The sequence below is a fragment of the Siminovitchia sp. FSL H7-0308 genome, assembly GCF_037980985.1.
In the GTDB taxonomy this organism is placed as follows: Bacteria; Bacillota; Bacilli; order Bacillales; family Bacillaceae_C; genus Siminovitchia; species Siminovitchia thermophila.
In genome coordinates, this window is the sequence record NZ_CP150282.1 from 999207 (window position 1) to 1016560 (window position 17354).

19 protein-coding genes, 1 pseudogene and 1 other annotated feature are annotated in these 17354 nt (G+C 38.1%); of the genes and pseudogenes, 16 read left to right on the plus strand and 4 right to left on the minus strand.

Annotated features, from left to right (window positions below; all coding sequences use genetic code 11):
* Positions 1 to 50: 50 nt before the first annotated feature.
* The gene (locus MHB50_RS04775) at positions 51 to 923 is read right to left on the minus strand and encodes an ATP-binding cassette domain-containing protein (RefSeq protein ID WP_077110115.1); all 873 of its coding nucleotides are present in this window, start codon (positions 921 to 923) and stop codon (positions 51 to 53) included.
* Positions 924 to 1606: 683 nt separating this feature from the next.
* On the opposite strand from MHB50_RS04775, the gene MHB50_RS04780 reads away from it, so the two are divergent.
* The 13 genes and pseudogenes from MHB50_RS04780 (at position 1607) to rplT (ending at position 13506) form a co-directional block, all read left to right on the plus strand.
* A complete protein-coding gene (locus MHB50_RS04780; RefSeq protein ID WP_077110116.1) occupies positions 1607 to 2518 on the plus strand; it encodes a class 1 isoprenoid biosynthesis enzyme in 912 nt (303 codons plus the stop codon).
* Positions 2519 to 2536: 18 nt separating this feature from the next.
* Entirely contained in the window at positions 2537 to 2698 is a 162-nt protein-coding gene (gene comX / locus MHB50_RS04785) for a competence pheromone ComX (RefSeq protein ID WP_083717317.1), read from the plus strand.
* Positions 2699 to 2739: 41 nt separating this feature from the next.
* Positions 2740 to 5088, plus strand: coding sequence for an ATP-binding protein (locus tag MHB50_RS04790; RefSeq protein ID WP_139345565.1), 2349 nt, complete (start codon positions 2740 to 2742; stop codon positions 5086 to 5088).
* Positions 5057 to 5725: a response regulator transcription factor gene (locus MHB50_RS04795; RefSeq protein WP_321189655.1), complete on the plus strand. Its 669-nt coding sequence runs from the start codon at positions 5057 to 5059 to the stop codon at positions 5723 to 5725. The genes MHB50_RS04790 and MHB50_RS04795 overlap by 32 nt, the downstream gene beginning before the upstream one ends.
* Positions 5726 to 7091: 1366 nt before the next feature.
* Complete coding sequence (locus MHB50_RS04800; protein WP_339162258.1) at positions 7092 to 7475, plus strand: hypothetical protein; 384 nt, start codon at positions 7092 to 7094, stop codon at positions 7473 to 7475.
* 663 nt (positions 7476 to 8138) lie between these two features.
* Entirely contained in the window at positions 8139 to 8966 is an 828-nt protein-coding gene (locus tag MHB50_RS04805; protein ID WP_339162261.1) for a hypothetical protein, read from the plus strand.
* A gap of 15 nt (positions 8967 to 8981) precedes the next feature.
* Positions 8982 to 9836: an ABC transporter ATP-binding protein gene (locus MHB50_RS04810; RefSeq protein WP_340084926.1), complete on the plus strand. Its 855-nt coding sequence runs from the start codon at positions 8982 to 8984 to the stop codon at positions 9834 to 9836.
* The gene (locus tag MHB50_RS04815; protein WP_077110121.1) at positions 9833 to 10663 is read left to right on the plus strand and encodes a hypothetical protein; all 831 of its coding nucleotides are present in this window, start codon (positions 9833 to 9835) and stop codon (positions 10661 to 10663) included. Before MHB50_RS04810 ends, MHB50_RS04815 begins: the two co-directional genes overlap by 4 nt.
* Positions 10660 to 11463 carry a hypothetical protein gene (locus MHB50_RS04820; protein ID WP_077110122.1) on the plus strand — a complete coding sequence of 268 codons (804 nt, stop codon included), beginning with the start codon at positions 10660 to 10662 and terminating at the stop codon, positions 11461 to 11463. Before MHB50_RS04815 ends, MHB50_RS04820 begins: the two co-directional genes overlap by 4 nt.
* A gap of 85 nt (positions 11464 to 11548) precedes the next feature.
* Positions 11549 to 11686: pseudogene (locus MHB50_RS04825) on the plus strand (ATP-binding cassette domain-containing protein); the annotation flags it as partial.
* Positions 11687 to 12139: 453 nt separating this feature from the next.
* Positions 12140 to 12284, plus strand: a sequence feature (ribosomal protein L20 leader region).
* Positions 12285 to 12394: 110 nt separating this feature from the next.
* Entirely contained in the window at positions 12395 to 12898 is a 504-nt protein-coding gene (infC, locus tag MHB50_RS04830) for a translation initiation factor IF-3 (protein WP_139345566.1), read from the plus strand.
* A 19-nt stretch (positions 12899 to 12917) separates the two neighbouring features.
* Positions 12918 to 13118 carry a 50S ribosomal protein L35 gene (gene rpmI / locus MHB50_RS04835; RefSeq protein WP_077110124.1) on the plus strand — a complete coding sequence of 67 codons (201 nt, stop codon included), beginning with the start codon at positions 12918 to 12920 and terminating at the stop codon, positions 13116 to 13118.
* 34 nt (positions 13119 to 13152) lie between these two features.
* Positions 13153 to 13506 (plus strand): 50S ribosomal protein L20, encoded by a 354-nt coding sequence (gene rplT / locus MHB50_RS04840; RefSeq protein WP_077110125.1) that lies wholly within the window; start codon positions 13153 to 13155, stop codon positions 13504 to 13506.
* 682 nt (positions 13507 to 14188) lie between these two features.
* On the opposite strand, the gene MHB50_RS04845 is transcribed toward rplT, so the two are convergent.
* Positions 14189 to 14725, minus strand: a complete 537-nt coding sequence (locus MHB50_RS04845) for a hypothetical protein (RefSeq protein ID WP_077110126.1) — start codon at positions 14723 to 14725, stop codon at positions 14189 to 14191.
* A gap of 153 nt (positions 14726 to 14878) precedes the next feature.
* On the opposite strand from MHB50_RS04845, the gene MHB50_RS04850 reads away from it, so the two are divergent.
* The gene (locus tag MHB50_RS04850) at positions 14879 to 15259 is read left to right on the plus strand and encodes a hypothetical protein (RefSeq protein WP_340084927.1); all 381 of its coding nucleotides are present in this window, start codon (positions 14879 to 14881) and stop codon (positions 15257 to 15259) included.
* A 104-nt stretch (positions 15260 to 15363) separates the two neighbouring features.
* On the opposite strand, the gene MHB50_RS04855 is transcribed toward MHB50_RS04850, so the two are convergent.
* The gene (locus MHB50_RS04855) at positions 15364 to 15555 is read right to left on the minus strand and encodes a hypothetical protein (protein WP_077110128.1); all 192 of its coding nucleotides are present in this window, start codon (positions 15553 to 15555) and stop codon (positions 15364 to 15366) included.
* Between the two features lie 233 nt (positions 15556 to 15788).
* On the opposite strand from MHB50_RS04855, the gene MHB50_RS04860 reads away from it, so the two are divergent.
* The gene (locus tag MHB50_RS04860; protein WP_077110129.1) at positions 15789 to 16364 is read left to right on the plus strand and encodes a VTT domain-containing protein; all 576 of its coding nucleotides are present in this window, start codon (positions 15789 to 15791) and stop codon (positions 16362 to 16364) included.
* 1 nt (position 16365) lies between these two features.
* Here MHB50_RS04860 and MHB50_RS04865 read toward each other — a convergent pair whose 3' ends face one another.
* The gene (locus MHB50_RS04865; RefSeq protein ID WP_077110130.1) at positions 16366 to 16758 is read right to left on the minus strand and encodes a sigma-w pathway protein ysdB; all 393 of its coding nucleotides are present in this window, start codon (positions 16756 to 16758) and stop codon (positions 16366 to 16368) included.
* A 102-nt stretch (positions 16759 to 16860) separates the two neighbouring features.
* On the opposite strand from MHB50_RS04865, the gene MHB50_RS04870 reads away from it, so the two are divergent.
* Positions 16861 to 17352 carry a dUTP diphosphatase gene (locus MHB50_RS04870; protein WP_077110131.1) on the plus strand — a complete coding sequence of 164 codons (492 nt, stop codon included), beginning with the start codon at positions 16861 to 16863 and terminating at the stop codon, positions 17350 to 17352.
* Positions 17353 to 17354: the final 2 nt, after the last annotated feature.

Sequence of the window (17354 nt, forward strand, 5' to 3'; positions counted from 1 at the left end):
GCGCCAGGAATGGAAAGCCGCAGCAACTGAATATCGAATGTACAAATGAATCAGCTTAAGCCTTGGGGAACCTCTTTTAAAAGCGTGAGATACCCATCCATCAAACGGGGACAAACTGGTCGGCCCACTGGCTCATCTGATAGGACACGCACAATCATATAGGAATGTTCTTCGTGCATTTGTACAACTTCTTTAGTCGCAATCACTTCATCTAACTCCGCAGGCGGAACGTACAATTCATATGTGCAATGCGCAGCTTTTTCTTTGAGTGTTTCCGGACTGCCTTCAAACAACACTTGTCCATCGCGAATAATGCCAATTTTTGTACACAGAAATTCAATATCTTCTACAATATGCGATGAAATAATAACAGTGTGACGCTGCCCCAACTGCTTTAACAGGTTGTGAAAGCGCACACGTTCTTCCCCAACAAGACCTGCGGTCGGTTCGTCAAAAAGCAGGATCGACGGCTTGCGAAGTAAAAGCTGTGCGATGCCGACACGCCGGCGCATTTCATCTGATAATTCCCGGATTTGCTTATATAAATGATCGGTTAAATGGACTTGCTCCGCAACCTCTTTAATTTGTTTGTGGTATGTGGCAGAGAGCTCGCTTCCTTGAAGGATGGCAATATGTTCAAGCACATCATACATCTTGAGCTCCGGGTAAATCATCAAGTCATGGGGCAAAAATCCAATACGATTTGTACGTTTCACATAAGTGGCTGTACTGATTAATTCCTCTCCAATGAACACGCTTCCAGATTGAAAACTTGCCAATCCCGCCAATATTTTCATTAACGTTGTTTTGCCGGCCCCATTTGGTCCCAATAGACCATACACACCTGAGAAAGAAAGGGACACATTCGATAATATGGGCTGTTTTTTAATGATCTTTGTCAGTCCTTGAACCTGAATCTCCAACGAGCTTCACCTCTTTCCTAAATCCAACGCCTGATTCCGTTTTCTCGTACCATTTTTTAGAAATTGCTGCTGGGGGCAAACATCCAATTGATAAAGTTCATTAGCTTCCGAATCGAAAATTCTACGATTGAACAAGAAGATGACAGAACCCCAAAAAGGAACACTGGTGTTGGAGACCGCTACCAGATGTAGAAAATTGATGCTTTTGCTGAGCATTGCCGATCTCAATAACAGTTTTCGTAATTCTGTAGCTATTCGCAGTTGTGATGAACTAAATCGAGCTTGAAAAATTAATAATTTACTTCTGTAAAATGTTTCACATAAAAAAGAGCGCGCTTCATGTCACGTAAGGAAGAAGAAATTCATACGCCATCCGTTTTTCTTATATTTTGTTTAAATTATGACATAGTTACTATTCGATTTCACCGTAATTCAAGTTGCGGATTTCCGTAACATATTTGCGCTCAATGGACGATCGAGCTTAAGCGAAATTCTGTTGATATTTGCTAGAAGAAAAGCAAATATATGAAAAAAGACTTACTTTCACATAGCAACCTTTTGCCTATTACGTCATATACCGCAATATGATTTGCGGATAACCGCAAGGAAGGTTGCGGCAAAATTCCGCTAAATGTATTAAAATATACATAATAGGAACAATTTACTAGCGGGGAGGAGGAAAGTTGACCAGTGTCGAAGACAGAATCGTACACTCAATAAACTGGATCGTAGATCAGGAAATTCAACAAGAAGATTTAAAAGAAACACTCAAAAAATATGTAGCTGCCCAATCTGCCAAAGGATTTCCTTTTGCAGAACTGACAATTTTACACTATCAAATGCTCAATGGATCGGAGCTGGGCGAAGTAATCCCTGTGGCAGCCGCGATTGAACTATTGGTGTTGTCTTTTGATATCTTGGATGATGTAGAGGATGGTGATGACGATTTAAAGCTTTGGATGCAGGAGCCCAGCGTGGCGTTAAATGCATCTACCGCAATGATTTTTTTATGCGTACATGTCATTAGAAAATCAAAATTGCAGAATAAAGAAAAAGCCGTATCTATCCTCTTGGATTACGCGCTACTTGCCATTAATGGGCAGCATATGGATCTTCTGGGCCATTGCCGCACAGAACAGGATTATCTTGAAATGACGTTAAAAAAATCGGGGGCATTGGTATCGCTCGCTTGTTTGTCCGGGGCCGTGTTGGTCCGTGATGATTATCCGCAAGAGATAAGACAATATCCCAAGTTCATAGGATTGATCGGTCAATTAAATAACGACCTCTCAGATTTAAAAACTTGGGAAGGAAAGAACGATTTATTAAATAGAAAAATGTCGCTTCCTATCATTTACTTATTACATCTTGATGGAAATGACGCGGACATAATTCGTGCTTATTATCAAGGCACGGTTGAAAAAGAGGAACTGCTGGGCAAGCGGGAGCAAATAAGCAAATTGATCATAGAGAGCGGAGCGCTCCATTATACTGAAATTATGAAAAAAGTGTATCAACAACAGGCGAAGAGTCTGCTGGACAAGCTGGATGTCGAACGCAAATATATTCATCAACTATCTGACTATATAATTTGATAGAAAGGGGAAATAACAATGATAGAAATGGTACAATACTTATTAAACAACCCGGATATTTTAGTCAAGGTGAAAGAGGGCAGTGCGAGTTTGATTGGCGTGAATGAAGAACAACTAACAGCAATCAAGGATGTTTTCTTTGGAGAAAGCATTGTCCCCAAAGCACGTTTTTGGAAATAAAATCCTTGCATGGAACAGCCCGGTTATCTAAGGTGATAAGAGTGAAGCGGTTTCAGAAATCCTATGTTATTTTCTCAATAATGGTATTTTTAAAGATGGCGCTGATTTTATATTTTGGTTTATTGATTCTTCAATATCCATTAATTGGTATAGACGTTGAGCATAAAAACGGAAAATGGGTCGTAGGGCAAGTGTATGATAAGGGGTGGGCTTCTAAAAATCAAATTGAAAAAGGCGATATTATTCAGGCGATTAATGGCATTGACCCTGGCGAGCATAAAACGGTTGCCAGGTTTAATTATGTGGAGAAGGCCAAGTCCATTACAATCGTTGATCAGCAAGCGAATACGAATACATATGCGATCTCTTATAAAGATGTAGACATTCAGTATTTCATGTATTTATTTCTGCCCCTTTTACTTTGCCTTGCGACATTCTTTTTGGGGCTGTATTTTTATTGCGCAAATAAAGAAGAAAGCTCGGCCATGATCCTCATATGCTTTCTCTTTTCATTGGGATTATGTTATTTAAGCGCTCCGGTATCCGCTAGGGCCGACTTGGTCGGAAGAATGACAGTAACAGTGACCTTTCCGGGTTCATTGGTGTTACTGATTCATTTTTTGAAAAGTTATTTTTCGAAACATCATCTCGAGTTTGTAAAAGATCGCATGATAAACATATTGTATATTGCTTACTTTCTAGTGCTCACGAGCCACTTCTTTTTTAATGGCGAGCCCCGTGCTTTCACGAGAATGGTTGAATTGGGTTTTTTCATTTTGTTAGTATGCTTGTTGCTTTTTCTTTTAGCAAGATTGTACTATAAGTATAAACATTCCGAAGGTAAAACGATCATCCAAATTCTTTTGACTGCCTTCGTGATTGCATTTAGTCCTTTTATCATTCTATATGCAATCCCTCACATTTTTTGGGGGAAAGGTTTTGTTTCCGCTGAATTGGCATCCATGTTTTTATTGGTTATCCCACTTGCTTTCGTTTATTTACAAAGAGCAAAAAAGCTGTTTGACATTGAATTTTTACTCGGCAGGCTCCAGTATTATGCGCTGCTTTCGTTTGCTTTGACTACTTTTGCAATCATTATTTTAATCACAGTTTTCGATATGAAGATCCTTTCCGGTTCCGCTTTCCTATTTTTTTTCTTGTTCTTTATTGTAGCGATTTTATTTTTGTACATTAAGGAATATATCGATTATCGTTTGAGACATCATTTATTTTGCCAAAAGAATCATGTTGAAGCAAACCTTCACAATTTTTTTCAAAAGGCGAAACACGAAACAAAAGTAAATGGGTTTATCGCAAGTTTGCTGAGAGAAATAAAAGAGGTATTAAGGGTAAAAGAAGTTCATTATATCAATATCCAGGAAAATAAAGATCTAAACAGATGGATTGTAAAGAATCAACAAGAATTCTCTTTCAGCGAAGAAATAGAACAAGTGAATTGGAGAAATTGCCACCCCGGTTCACTTATAGAAGTTCAGACGGGGTTTTGTGTTGTCATTGGCGAACATTATCATGTGAAAGAAATTATTTTCTGTGGTTTGAAAAAGTATAAGACCACTTTGAATATTCAAGAAAAAATTTGGCTGGAAAATATCGCCTATTTTTCGAGTGTTTTGCTTGAGAACTTCAAACTGATAGAAGGATTGTTTGAAGAAATCGAACATTACCATAAAACAAGACAAAATGAAAACGACTCCTATCCTTCGTGGCTGTCCAGGCTTTTATTTTCTTTATCGGAAAAAGAGCGAATGAATTTGTCGATCGATCTTCACGACACCATTTTGCAGGATCAATTGCAGCTCCTAAGGGACATTGAAGCAATCAAAACCAAAATGACAGATCCTTATCTCAAAGAAAGTATGTACCACGTGAAAGAAACAATTCTTGATAATATACATCTTATCCGAGAGACATGTAACGAATTAAGGCCACCGTTTCTTAGTGAATTAGGTCTAATTCAATCGATTCAAAATTTAATCGAGCGTGTCAAATTACGTTCCAACTTTCTCCTGCATGCGGATTTGGACCCTACGATTCAAAGGATGGTTCCAGAAGATGAGTTAACTGTTTATAGAGTGATTCAAGAACTTTTGAATAACGCCATGAAGCACTCGAAAGCTTCTGAAGTGAGTATTTCGTTGAAAAAAATCAACCGTGGCTTCATGTTGTCCTATATAGACAACGGGATCGGCATTCGTATGAGCGAACTAAATGATTCCTTCAAAACGATGGGAATATACGGGATCAAAGAGCGTGTGCGCTCCATGGGCGGCAAGATAAAGATCGAATCGGCGCAAAATCAAGGGCTAAAAGTTCAAATCTTATATAGACAGGGGGATAATGAGATTGATCAAAGTGTTAATTGTGGATGACCACCCTGCCATGGGAGAAGGAACCAGGGCCATTATTGAGTCAGAACAAGACATGGAGGCTGAAGTGTTAACAGAAAGTGATAAAATTACGGAAGTATTGAAAAAAGAAACATATGATGTGTACCTGATCGACTTATATATGCCGAAGATGAACGGAATTGAATTGACAAAAATGATTCTGGAATTCGATCCGGATGCAAATATTCTTATTTACACAGGATATGACGTCATCTCCCATTTTAATTTGCTTACGGATGCAGGCGCATCGGGATTTATCAGCAAAACCTCCACACGGGAACAATTATTGACCGCCATTAGATGTTCCTTGAGGGATGAGGCAGTCATTCCTATCCAATTATTAAAACAATTAAAAAGAGTGGAAGCGGCTCCATCAGTCAATAAAGGAAAACAACATTTGGGAAGTATCAGCTTATCCAGAAAAGAACAACAAATTTTAGAAGGTATATCTAAAGGCCATACGAACAGAGCGATTGCCCTAGAACTGTCTATGAGTCAAAGAAGTGTTGAATACCACTTAACCAAGATTTTTTCAAAACTTGGCGTTGGCTCAAGAACAGAAGCGCTGTTAAAAGCAGAAGAACTTGGACTATTATCACTATTCTCTGTGAAAAAATAGACGCAGGGAGGTTGTAGGGTACGGGACTAATCCAAGTGTCTTTTTTTTGATACTACCGAAATACTTTGCGGAAAACCGCAACATGATTTACGGTGAAAATTCCTGAAAGCTATGTGAAAATTAGGGAGGAGGCTTACAGCTTTAGTGGATCATTAAGGAGTAGAGAGGTCAACTGAAATGGTCAAAGTGACGCGGACATGGATGACGGCTAATGCGTGAATTTTAGTTTAGAAAACGATAATTCAAGTACAAAGTTTTCAATATATTCCTGATCAACACTTTGGAAAAATACATAAAAAAAGCTTTAGAAAGATGAAAAGCTAAAACAGATACAAACTTCCAGAAGCTCAAATGGCAGTATAATTACCTAATCATGATGCAAAGCAGTTACAAAGGGCCATACGATCATAGGATCGAATGGAATGAGACTGTTAAATCACAAAAAACATCCTCCGGCTGTTTTGATGCAGGCGATGCCTGGCAAAGGTAAATATACTTGCTGATAAACTAAGTTCAGCACTTACGATAAAACAGTAAAAGCGTATAGAAACAAGTAGGTGCCGTTAATGAAAAAACGCAAGGGCACAATACTAATTATCGGTATCAATGCTTGTTTTTTACCAATCAGATCGTGAAGATTTAGTTATCAACCAGTCAATTATACGAGTGCACTAGGGTTAGCTTAAAAGTATTCCTCTGTATACATGCGCGATTCGCCTTACATCAAAAAGTAAAAGGCCTCTTGATGAGTGCGTTCATAAAGGGGAATGATTAATGTGATCAGCATGAAGTACATGGCATACTTTGTGGTTTCGTTGGTACTATAATTGCTGTTGTTCTGGTTACAAAGGAAAGCCCTATTATAACAGTGCTAGATTACGTTAATTATTCTCAATTATCCACATTAATTATGTTCATTATCGATAAACTACTCCAACACATAAGCTTGCTTTTTTGCGATGGACAGCATTAGGATCATAACTCAACATTAAAATCTATCATATTTTTTATCAATTCCTTAGTAAATTGGAATACACCAATTACTACTTCATTTACATCAAGAACGATTGCGGCAAACCGCAGGTTAATTGCGGCAAACCGCAAGTTGATTTACGGTGTAATTAGAGAGGATGTATGCAATAATCATAAGTAAGATTCAATTTGCATTTGTCGAAAAAGAGAGTTCCCTTATGAATAGGAAGGGAGGGTTTTTTGAAAGAGAGGGGATTCTTTCAGTACCTTTTAGGCAGTATGTTTGATTATAGACTAAGAGGAACTGGAACCTTATTTAAGTGACAAATCCAAGGGAGTTCACTTTTCAAAAGTGACTGAATCTTAGGAAAATAAGAAGGGGAGAGGTGTAGTAATGGGGAAAATTAAGCTGAAGAAAAAAACTTTAATGCTCTTTGCTATGGTTTCAATGGTGACTATCATGTTATCTAGTCAAGTTTTGGCAGCCTGGTATACTAGCACCATTACATTACCCCGTAATGGTTGGTGGTACACAGTAGAGAGAACTGCGACATCAAATGTACAAAAAACGAGAGTGTCTAAACCTAAATATGATGTTGTTTCGAATATTGCGAGTCCTAGGAATGTGAAATTATCTTCAAATAAGACCCACACAAAAAATAAGACCATTACAAATACCCACGTTACGGGTGCCAAAGGGGCAAAGGTAAAAGGAGCTTTTCGCTCATCTATTATTAATCAGCGTACAAACAGAGTTACCTTAAGTTGGGAGCCATAATTTTCAAGAAAAAGCATCAAACGTGCTTTGATGCTTTTTCTTCTTCTTGATACGCCCAGCATAAGCCAGTCTACAGGGGGCAAGTCCCATCCATGTAGTCAGAAGTAATGTAAGCTTAACGCAAGAAATCCCGCGTAAAGTAGGATTTGAAGGAAGGGGGCGGCAAACTTCCAGTCCGAGGGACACGAATTTTATAATAAGACCTGGGGATGATTGGTAATTTTTCCAAACCAAAACAAAGGTTATATCCATTAAATGAAGTGGACAGAAGGAGGGAAAGACTACGATTCTTACCTAGGGAGGTTTGATGGACACGCCCAATTCCCTTGGTAACCTGTCCAGTGCGATGGACAGTTGAACTATCAGAAGTCAGAAGAGCGGAAGTACTGCGTCCAGCTAAAGATGGACAGGAAGGGCTGAAAAATTGAGAGAGAACAGCATATTTGTATCCAGTCTTCTGTGGTGACTATTGGTCAATCTCGTGGCTGCAGGACGGTGAAGCAGAGGATGGCATAAGAAGGAAATCTAGTTAACATAAATGAGAACTTCGCGTCATCAAGTTTAAATGAGCTGCCCTGTTTCGAACCTTAACGTACTAATGTGAAGGCCGGAGATTAGTCACTCCCTTTTACCCATTAAACAACTGCATTAAGGAGAATGCACATGATTTATAGATTTATACAAGATTGTTTAAAAAGTTTGATAAAGAAAAAGTTTACGTGGATGGCGTTCTTTTTCTATCTTCTAATTGCTGCGGGCAATATTTTGTTCATTCGCAGTGAAGAACCCGTTGGGAATCCTTATTTTACACCGACGTCCGCTTTTGAATACTTTGTTATGATTCAAGGTGGAGGGTCTGGTGTTTTAATGGTTTTCCTGCCTTTGCTGGTCACATTAGCAACAGGAGATTTTTTTATCAAAGAAAGGCGCTCCAGTCTATTATCTTATAGTTTGATGAGGACAAGTCTGCGGCAGTATATTCGCAGTAAAGTGCTATCGATTGGTTTCAGCAGTTTTTTATTTCTCTTTTTTTGCCAATTGCTCCTGTTTATCAGCTTGCTATTGATTTTTCCATTAACGAAGCCGAGTGTTGATAACATCAATTATGCAACGGATTTATTGGTACATAATCCATGGATATATTGTTTGCTCATTATCCTTAATAGTGCGCTTATGGCTTTTTTCTATAGCTGTTTGACGATAATCATTGGCATTATTTTTCAGAACCTTTATGTTTCGATCATGCTTCCGTATGTTTGTTTCATCGGACTATCAGAAATTTTCATGTCATTTCCGCTTTTCCTTGATGGAAAATTAGGAGCTTTTTTTTATGATTTTGCTCCAATGGCTATGGCTGGAGATTATATCACAAGCACATTTTACTGGGCTGTTATACCTTTATATTGGATCGCGCTGGGAGGGCTGAGTTATCTATTCGTCATTTGGCTGTTTGAATGGAAATTTCAAAGAGAAAAGCTTTTGTTATTATAAAAGGAGAAGATATGAATGACAGAAGAGAATAGAATTGTATTTCATCGCGTCGATAAAAGCATAGGCGAACAAACGATTCTACAAAATGTCACATTTGAAGTGCGTGCTGGAGAAGTTGTCGGTATTATAGGCGCGAATGGATCTGGAAAAACAACTATCCTTCGACTTGCAGCAGGCTTAAGTTACCCTTCAAAGGGAGAGATCCTTATAAACGGCAAATCTATCCAACCAGGATTAGTAGGGAATTTACCTGGCGGGATAGGGGTGCTTATTGAATCACCGACATTTTTAGAAAATGTAACCGGTTTTGACAACCTTTATTATTTATCAAAAATTAGGAATCAAATTGATAAGGAAGATATTTATCATGCGCTAAAACAAGTGGGCCTTGATCCAAATAATAAAAAGAAAGTGAAAGCTTACTCATTAGGGATGAAACAGCGCTTTGGGATAGCGCAAGCAATTATGGAGCGACCAGAAATTATTTTATTTGATGAGCCGACTAACGCGTTAGATAAAGAAGGAATATCGTTATTCGGAAACATTATTGACGAGTGTAAAAAAAGAGGTACAAGCTTTTTATTTGTCTCTCATAGTATGGAGGATATCCAAAATTATTGTGATCGTGTCTTTAAGATCGAAAATCAGACCGTTGTATTACAAGAAAACATGCGTTATTACACAGTAATGCTAAAAAAATTAGAAGATGTAGAGAAAGTGCTACAAATAAAAACAAATGCCCGTATTGGTGAAAGACTGGACGGAAACCCGGTGATTCGTATACCTTTTGAAACAGAAAAAGAGCTCCATTCATTTTTTGATGATTTGCAATTAGACTATCAACTATTAAAGGATAAAAAATCATCATGATGCCTTTTGAAATCGCCAAATATTTGAGGCATTGTTGGAAACGACTAGCCGTTGTCACAGGTATACTCATATTAAATGCTATTTTTAATAAGAAAAATGTCTATACTCTTTTAGAATTATTGGATTTAATCCCAGAAGGGGCAGTCCTAACCGTACAGGATTATATAGTCGGCCTTTTTAATTCAGCACAATTTGTGATGTTTTTTATATTTCCCGTTTTGTTTGCTGTGTTGATTGCAGATTTAATCACAGCCGATTTTGATGATGGCTTTATATATCTTATACTTTCCAGATTGGAAAGTCGTTTTCATTATCTTATCACGAAATGCGCCATTGTTTTTTTGATGGCCATTATCTTTACATGTTTAGTTGTCATTACCGCACTCTTTGTAGTGGCTGTTTTCCGTATTCCTTTTTCCGGAGAAACATACCATTATCTCTTTTTAGCAGACCAACGTGCTAGTTCCATCATGACATATGTCATGATCCTAACAACGTTTATACTTGGTCTAACTTTTATCGGAATGCTGACGCTTGTTATCTCTGTTTATACAAGAGGGGCTGGTATTGCGGTGGCTGTAATCATTTTGCTCGGCTTTATACATAATATTTTTTATGTACTCGGCAGTCCTTTTTTACTTTGGTTACCTTTTACACAATATGTTGTCGGTATGCATGCAAACTATGCCCCATTTGGGATCTCGGTCCCTTACTTTACAAACGCATTTTCCAGTGCGTATTTGATCATCGGGATTATTTTTTCTTTTGGACTAATGATGTGGAAAATACGATCCAGTGACATAAATAAAGTGAGGACCAGTAAATGAAAGCACTCGTATTCCTGCAATTAAGGTCGATATTTACGAAAAAAACAAGTATCATACTGTTGCTTTTTTTCATTATTCTTGCTTTCTTACAAGGGTTGCGGTTGCGTCAATATTTCTTAATCTATGAACTAGAAGGAAACGCATTAGACTTTTTGATGTTTACGGTTGGTGGTTGGCAAAGTCCGACATTATTTACATTTATCTTATCATGGCTACTTTTCATGTTCATTTTTCTTTATTTCTCCTTACTTTCATCAACCATTGTTGATCAGTTGTTTAACTACGTGTTGCCGCGATTGCAAAAACGAGTCATTATATGGGGAATTACGTGTATGATGCAAAGTATCTTAAGTGTTCTTCTTTTTCTCTTATTCGTTTTTCTACATCTGTTGATTGGTTGTTTGTTATTTGAAAACAATTGGAATTTCAGCACGTACAGTTTGCAGTTTTACCCGTATTGGGTGAATGCTTCTCTTTCTGTCAAAACGATGTTATTTCGGATAAGTGTGATATTTATTAGTGGATTATATGCCTTATTTATGATGCTGCAAATAATCTTACTTTTCCCGTTGAATAAAACTTATTTGTACATCAGTTTTGTTCTATTCGGTATAGGGACTAGCATCGCATATGTGTATACGACTATGCCGAGAATGTTTGCTCCATTCTTTTATGTCAGTACAATGTCTTTGCCAGCAGATCAGACAGCCTTTATTACGGCTTTTCTTAGTAATATGCTGATTGTTGTTTTTTGTGGGCTGATTGGCATTTTCTTGTGGAGAAAGCGAGAGGTGCTTTAATAAATGTTTAAAAATGACGACAAGTGAAAAGGAGGTTCTATTCAAGAAGGCATGACTGTCCTTATTAATCTGAATAAGGGGGATAATAATGAATGAGGTCTTAAAAATTAAAAACCTGCATAAAAAAATGAATTCAAAAATAATTATTGATAATGTATCTTTTAAAGTAAAAAAAGGAGAAATATTTGGACTTTTAGGCCCTAATGGTGCTGGAAAAACCACTAAAAGTTGGAACTGTTTAACGAAATCATCTGAAAGCAAATAAGCATTTGACCCCTCTAAAAAAGTTAGAGGTATGTATTCGGTTTTAATCTCTTATATTCTGTTACAATGCATACTAAATTGTGAAAACACTCCTCTAGGTAGAGTGCGACTGACGGAATGGAGACAATAGTTGGATGGTCAACTGATTTCAATACACGCACTCACATAGAATGCGACAAGCTACGCACTTGGCCGATAAATCATGGTTACAATTTCCATCCAGGCTCTCCCATAGGGAAAATCGAAAACAAGGATTGTAAAAGACAAAAAGCAGTCGTCACTATATCAAGCGATATGAAGTGCCATTTGGAATGGCATAATTTTTAACATGGACAATTATTATTTATAACAAATGTCATTTGACAAAACTTCTTGTATATGGTAAATTTACTAAGGTGAATCGAATACTCGTTTGTGTAAGAAGGAGCTGCCCGCTTCTCGCCTGATTGACGCAATTTGGCTGTTGACAGGTTACGAATTCATAATCTATTTTTCACATTTTACATGATAAGTGATAATAGCGCGGGTCCTCTGCATACCCGTGCTTTTTTGTTTTGGATGTTTTTAAAATAGGCGAACAAGCAAGTGAAGGAACGATCGAACAGCCCATTTTACCAAACAAAGTATTCTTAAAAAAACTTGGAGGTGGCTAACTATTAGCAAAGATATGTTTGTAAATGAGGGCATTCGTGCCCGTGAACTTCGTCTCATTGATCAAAATGGCAATCAGCTCGGAGTGAAATCCCGAAATGAAGCGCTTGATATTGCTGCCCGCGCTAACCTTGATCTCGTGCTTGTTGCACCGAATGCGAAACCGCCTGTAGCCAGAATTATGGACTATGGTAAGTATCGTTTTGAACAGCAAAAAAGAGAAAAAGAAGCACGCAAAAATCAAAAAGTGATCAATGTGAAGGAAGTTCGCCTCAGTCCCACAATTGATGAACATGATTTTAACACGAAACTCCGCAATGGAAGAAAGTTTCTTGAAAAAGGAGATAAAGTGAAGGCTTCCATTCGCTTCCGGGGACGGGCCATTACCCATAAGGAGATTGGCCAGAAAGTTTTGAACCGATTTGCCGAAGAATGCAACGATGTTGCTACGGTCGAGTCAAAACCGCGAATGGACGGCAGAAGCATGTTCTTGGTGTTAGCACCGAAAACGGAAAAGTAATTTTGAGGAGGAAATTGACATGCCAAAAATGAAAACACACCGCGGCGCGGCGAAGCGCTTTAAGAAAACAGCTTCAGGCCAATTGAAGCGTTCACATGCATACACAAGCCACTTGGCTGCAAATAAATCTACAAAACAAAAACGCAAATTGCGCAAATCAGCGCTCGTTTCAAAGGGTGACTTCCGTAGAATCCGTCACCTTCTTGACAATATTAAATAATTCATTGAGCAATTCATCATAGGAGGGAAATCAAATGCCACGTGTAAAAGGCGGAACAGTAACTCGCAGACGTCGCAAAAAAGTATTAAAATTAGCTAAAGGATATTACGGTTCTAAACATAGATTATTTAAAGTTGCCAATCAACAAGTCATGAAATCCTATATGTATGCGTATCGTGACCGCAGAAACAAAAAGCGCGATTTTCGCAAACTATGGATTACACGTATTAATGCCGCTGCCCGCATGAATGGTCTTTCATACAGCCGTTTAATGCATGGCTTGAAAGTAGCCGGCATCGAAGTAAACCGTAAAATGCTTGCAGACCTTGCTGTTTCTGACGAAAAAGCATTTGCTGAACTGGCAAACAAAGCAAAATCTGCATTGTAAACATGTAAATGAAAAACCATGCCATCATAATGGGATGGTTTTTTTTATTTGCGCCCGGCATGGGCTATAACTTGGTGGTGAAAGTCCACTACAGGCTTGGCAGTAGGAACTGTTAGCTAATGGCAAGGGTGTACATGGGACGTGGAATCTGAAGGAAGTTCGAGGCAAACCTCTGGTCTGACGAACAGAAATCTATAAGAGGCAACGTACGAGGATAAGACTGCAAAAGAAGTTAAAGTCCGATAGCTACGACTGATCATACGGTGTATATATGGCAGATAGATGGAGGGAAAGAGTTCGCGCGGTCTCACTGATCTGCGCCAAAATCTTATAGCGATGTAAGACTGGATAGTGAGAAGTCAGCAGAAGACGTAGTAGTGAAGAAGTCTAATGAAAGTTAGAAGGAGCGAAAGGCTGAGAACCATTTTATCGTTTTAGAAATCTTGATTGGAAGAGGAAAAAAGACCACTGGCATGATGCGTAAAAGTGGATACCAACTTCACGAGACAGAGATGAAATAACGAGCGTGTACGAAGAAAAACTACTCGACAAAATTCTGGAAAGAGAACACCTCAATCAAGCATTCAAGCAGGTGAAAAGGAATAAAGGTGCAGCCGGAGTGGATGGAATGACTGTAGAAGATCTAGTGGGATATAAGGTAAGAAACAAAGAGGAAATCATCTCACTTATAAAATTTTAGTGTTTTTAAAAAAAGATTGACAAGTAAGGAAACGTGATACAAAAGTAGTGATGGCACAATTCCGCTTGCTAAGCTTGCTAATATACTAAATGGGTTATCAATATTTAACATAGAAGTTGAGGTGGAAATTAAAATTAATAATACACCTACACTTAAGATGCCTCCTAAAGCATATCCAATAAGTTTCACAACATACGTTAAAAATAAATTGTGTATCTCTAGCTTTGCAGATTTATAATCTATAAAATAAGATAGGACGGTTCCATACACTAAATAAACAGGCAAGAAAAAAGTAAGATAAATACCGAATAGTTCTTCAAAAGAACTATAGGGAACGCCTATTTCTCGATTTTCTACTGGAGTATAACCTAATTGCGCGAAATACAATGAAATTAGTAATGCCGAAATTAAAGATGATATCACTTTTTCAAAAATGATTAACCCCTTATTCTCAACTTTACTATTTAAGATAATGAAATAACCAATAATAGAAATGATTACTAAAATAAATGGAGCCAAAAGATCCCCTCCACTCCAGAATAAATTTAAGCTCGGTTTAATACAACATATCATAACTTATTTAAAAACATATCCTGAAACACTCTTTTGTCTATAAAGAGAATTTCAAATATTAGGAAAGTAAAAGACATATAAACAAAAAAGAAGGAAGATATGTCGGCTTTCCTGATGAATCAGAGAGAAAAAGTGTGCTGGATCTCTTCGGCACTTGGCTGGCCATTGGCCCAAGCCAGAGCCAACGCTTCGTTTAACAGAGAAAAGTCACTTTTTTTCAGAAGCTTTCCCAATAACCGAAGAATAGCTTTCTGTTCCTCTTCTGTACAGTCGCGGAGAAACTTTGTCCACACTGGAGGGAATTGGTCGTACATATTTGAATACTTAATCGCTCTTGGCCGTTTGGCAAGCAGATCAGATAAGGCTGGCCACTATGGATTTACGCTTCATTCCATACAGCCTGGCGTGTTTGGCCATCACTTCATTTTATATGATGATAGATTCATGGCTGATATGCATACAAACCTTATGCCTCGCTAACCGGGGGGGAGGTGGAATAGTGCTTCTGATCAATAACGAATAAAGTGAAACTTCCCGCATGATCTCCATATTTTAAAACAATAATATCTTCGGCAAAGTTTTGTTTATAGTGTTCCTAAACTAATTGGTGTGCTGTTTAAAAACTTTGTAGTATAAGCCCTTTGTGCTGCGACTCCATCAAAAGTCCCATGAAACGCACCTGTAACAATAACGATTTTATCTTTCCCCGCTGTAGCACGTGCAGCTCGGATAGCTACCATCACCGCCTCGGATTTGTAGGCCTTCAATGCGGTCATCCATTTTCCCGACCTGGCTCCGGCTGTCAACAGGAATGAATAATATACGTTATAACGGAGGGAAATTGGTATACGGTCGTTTCGGAAGCTCGACAACCTACTTTAAAATGTAAGCTCGATCCGATTTATCCGTACGTGGCTAAACACGATTTAAGCCGTTTGTTACTTCTTGGCCATCAGTCATAACCAAAACAACATGAAAATACAATTGTAGAGGAAAGCAGGTGATCACCTTGAATGAGCAATTATTTATAATGCTTTCACTCGTGAAGGATAGCGGAATGTTAGCCCCCGTGATCTTTATTTTTTTTCATGTTGTCAGGCAATTTATGTTTATTCCAGTTGCATTTGTTTGCATGGCTGGCGGTATGATGTTTGGAAGTTTGTTGGGAACGGCTTATTCATTGGCAGGATTGCTCGTACTTTCGGCCGTATTTTATTTTGGCATCGGCAAGCTTCACAGGACACGGTCCAAACTCATGTCCATCAAAACGAAATGGTTCGGTCCCTATACAAAAATGACGGTCGGCCAAATTGCGGTCCTCAGGCTCATTCCTTTTTTTCATTATCACTTGCTCAACCTTTGTCTATTGGAAAGGCGGCCTGATTTTCGCGGATTTATGAGGGGAGCAGTTGCAACGAATGTTCCGCTCGCTTTTTTCTACACTGTATTTGGAGAATTTATTACCAGCTTTTCACCGTTCATGGCCATAATGATTGTTATATCTTTATTCATTTTGGTTTATATTCTAAGGGAAAGGGTCAGTGTCATTAAATGGTCTGATTTTTTTGGCCACCATTCGGCATAAATTAGTCCGCTCTGTTTTTTTTCAGCAATTCTTTGATCGGGCTTTTCCAGTCAATTACTGCATTTGGATAACGCAATTTGATTTCGTTTTCAATAAAAACAAAATCTTCATAACCCAATCCATGAAGTAAATCATTGTTATGTGGAAAAACAAAAATGGATACGACTTCAAATGACTTGTCAGTCGTCCCCAAATATTTTTCTCCCTCAAACATGACACCTTTATAAGTAATGAGAAAATTTTTTCTTATGTTGTCAGGGATATCATAAAAAAAGAATCGCTTCTGTTCATGGGCGCTTTCCAGCTTCCTCTTTGGATCAATAATAAACTTGATTGCTGTATAAAATAAGTAAATAATGAGTGCCAAAATAGCGATCCTAAACAGCAAAATCATGACGATTCCTCCCATTCAATATCAATACCCCATATACGTACAAACAAGCGAAAAGGTTTCATTTCTGGTATAATTTTTTAAAAAAGAGGAGTGAGCCAAAAAATGACTTTTCAGGATTGGTTTACCATGCAGCGGGAGCTGGACCGTTATATAGAAACAAATCATGGTTTACAGAAAGAAGATGTAACAGACAAAAAAATATTGGCTTTACTAGTAGAAATCGGAGAATTGGCGAATGAAACAAGATGCTTTAAATTTTGGAGCAAAAAGCCGGCAGCGGAAAGGGAAAAGATCTTAGAGGAATTCGTCGATGGCATACATTTTATTTTATCGATCGGGCTGGATCTCGGGTTGGAGGAAAGGGAGTTCTCTATTATATCTCATGAAGGAAATGAAGATTTAGTCCGTGGATTCCTTGCGGTATTTGAACGTGTGAACGCTCTGCGCCAATCGAGGAGCGCGGAAGATTATGAACAGTTACTCCGCAGATACTTTGTTTTGGGACATTCACTCGGATTTTCGATGGATGAAGTGCAAGAAGCTTATAAAATGAAAAACAAGGTAAACTATAAACGGCAAGATGAAGGATATTAAGA

What these genes read in the sequence shown, in the direction of transcription:
- comX (WP_083717317.1), top strand. Translation starts at nt 2,537, where the DNA reads ATGATAGAAATGGTACAATACTTATTAAACAACCCGGATATTTTAGTC.
- MHB50_RS04795 (WP_321189655.1), top strand. Translation starts at nt 5,057, where the DNA reads ATGAGATTGATCAAAGTGTTAATTGTGGATGACCACCCTGCCATGGGA.
- MHB50_RS04800 (WP_339162258.1), top strand. Translation starts at nt 7,092, where the DNA reads ATGGGGAAAATTAAGCTGAAGAAAAAAACTTTAATGCTCTTTGCTATG.
- MHB50_RS04805 (WP_339162261.1), top strand. Translation starts at nt 8,139, where the DNA reads ATGATTTATAGATTTATACAAGATTGTTTAAAAAGTTTGATAAAGAAA.
- MHB50_RS04810 (WP_340084926.1), top strand. Translation starts at nt 8,982, where the DNA reads ATGACAGAAGAGAATAGAATTGTATTTCATCGCGTCGATAAAAGCATA.
- MHB50_RS04815 (WP_077110121.1), top strand. Translation starts at nt 9,833, where the DNA reads ATGATGCCTTTTGAAATCGCCAAATATTTGAGGCATTGTTGGAAACGA.
- MHB50_RS04820 (WP_077110122.1), top strand. Translation starts at nt 10,660, where the DNA reads ATGAAAGCACTCGTATTCCTGCAATTAAGGTCGATATTTACGAAAAAA.
- infC (WP_139345566.1), top strand. Translation starts at nt 12,395, where the DNA reads ATGTTTGTAAATGAGGGCATTCGTGCCCGTGAACTTCGTCTCATTGAT.
- rpmI (WP_077110124.1), top strand. Translation starts at nt 12,918, where the DNA reads ATGCCAAAAATGAAAACACACCGCGGCGCGGCGAAGCGCTTTAAGAAA.
- rplT (WP_077110125.1), top strand. Translation starts at nt 13,153, where the DNA reads ATGCCACGTGTAAAAGGCGGAACAGTAACTCGCAGACGTCGCAAAAAA.
- MHB50_RS04850 (WP_340084927.1), top strand. Translation starts at nt 14,879, where the DNA reads ATGTCGGCTTTCCTGATGAATCAGAGAGAAAAAGTGTGCTGGATCTCT.
- MHB50_RS04855 (WP_077110128.1), bottom strand. Translation starts at nt 15,555, where the DNA reads ATGACCGCATTGAAGGCCTACAAATCCGAGGCGGTGATGGTAGCTATC.
- MHB50_RS04865 (WP_077110130.1), bottom strand. Translation starts at nt 16,758, where the DNA reads ATGATTTTGCTGTTTAGGATCGCTATTTTGGCACTCATTATTTACTTA.
- MHB50_RS04870 (WP_077110131.1), top strand. Translation starts at nt 16,861, where the DNA reads ATGACTTTTCAGGATTGGTTTACCATGCAGCGGGAGCTGGACCGTTAT.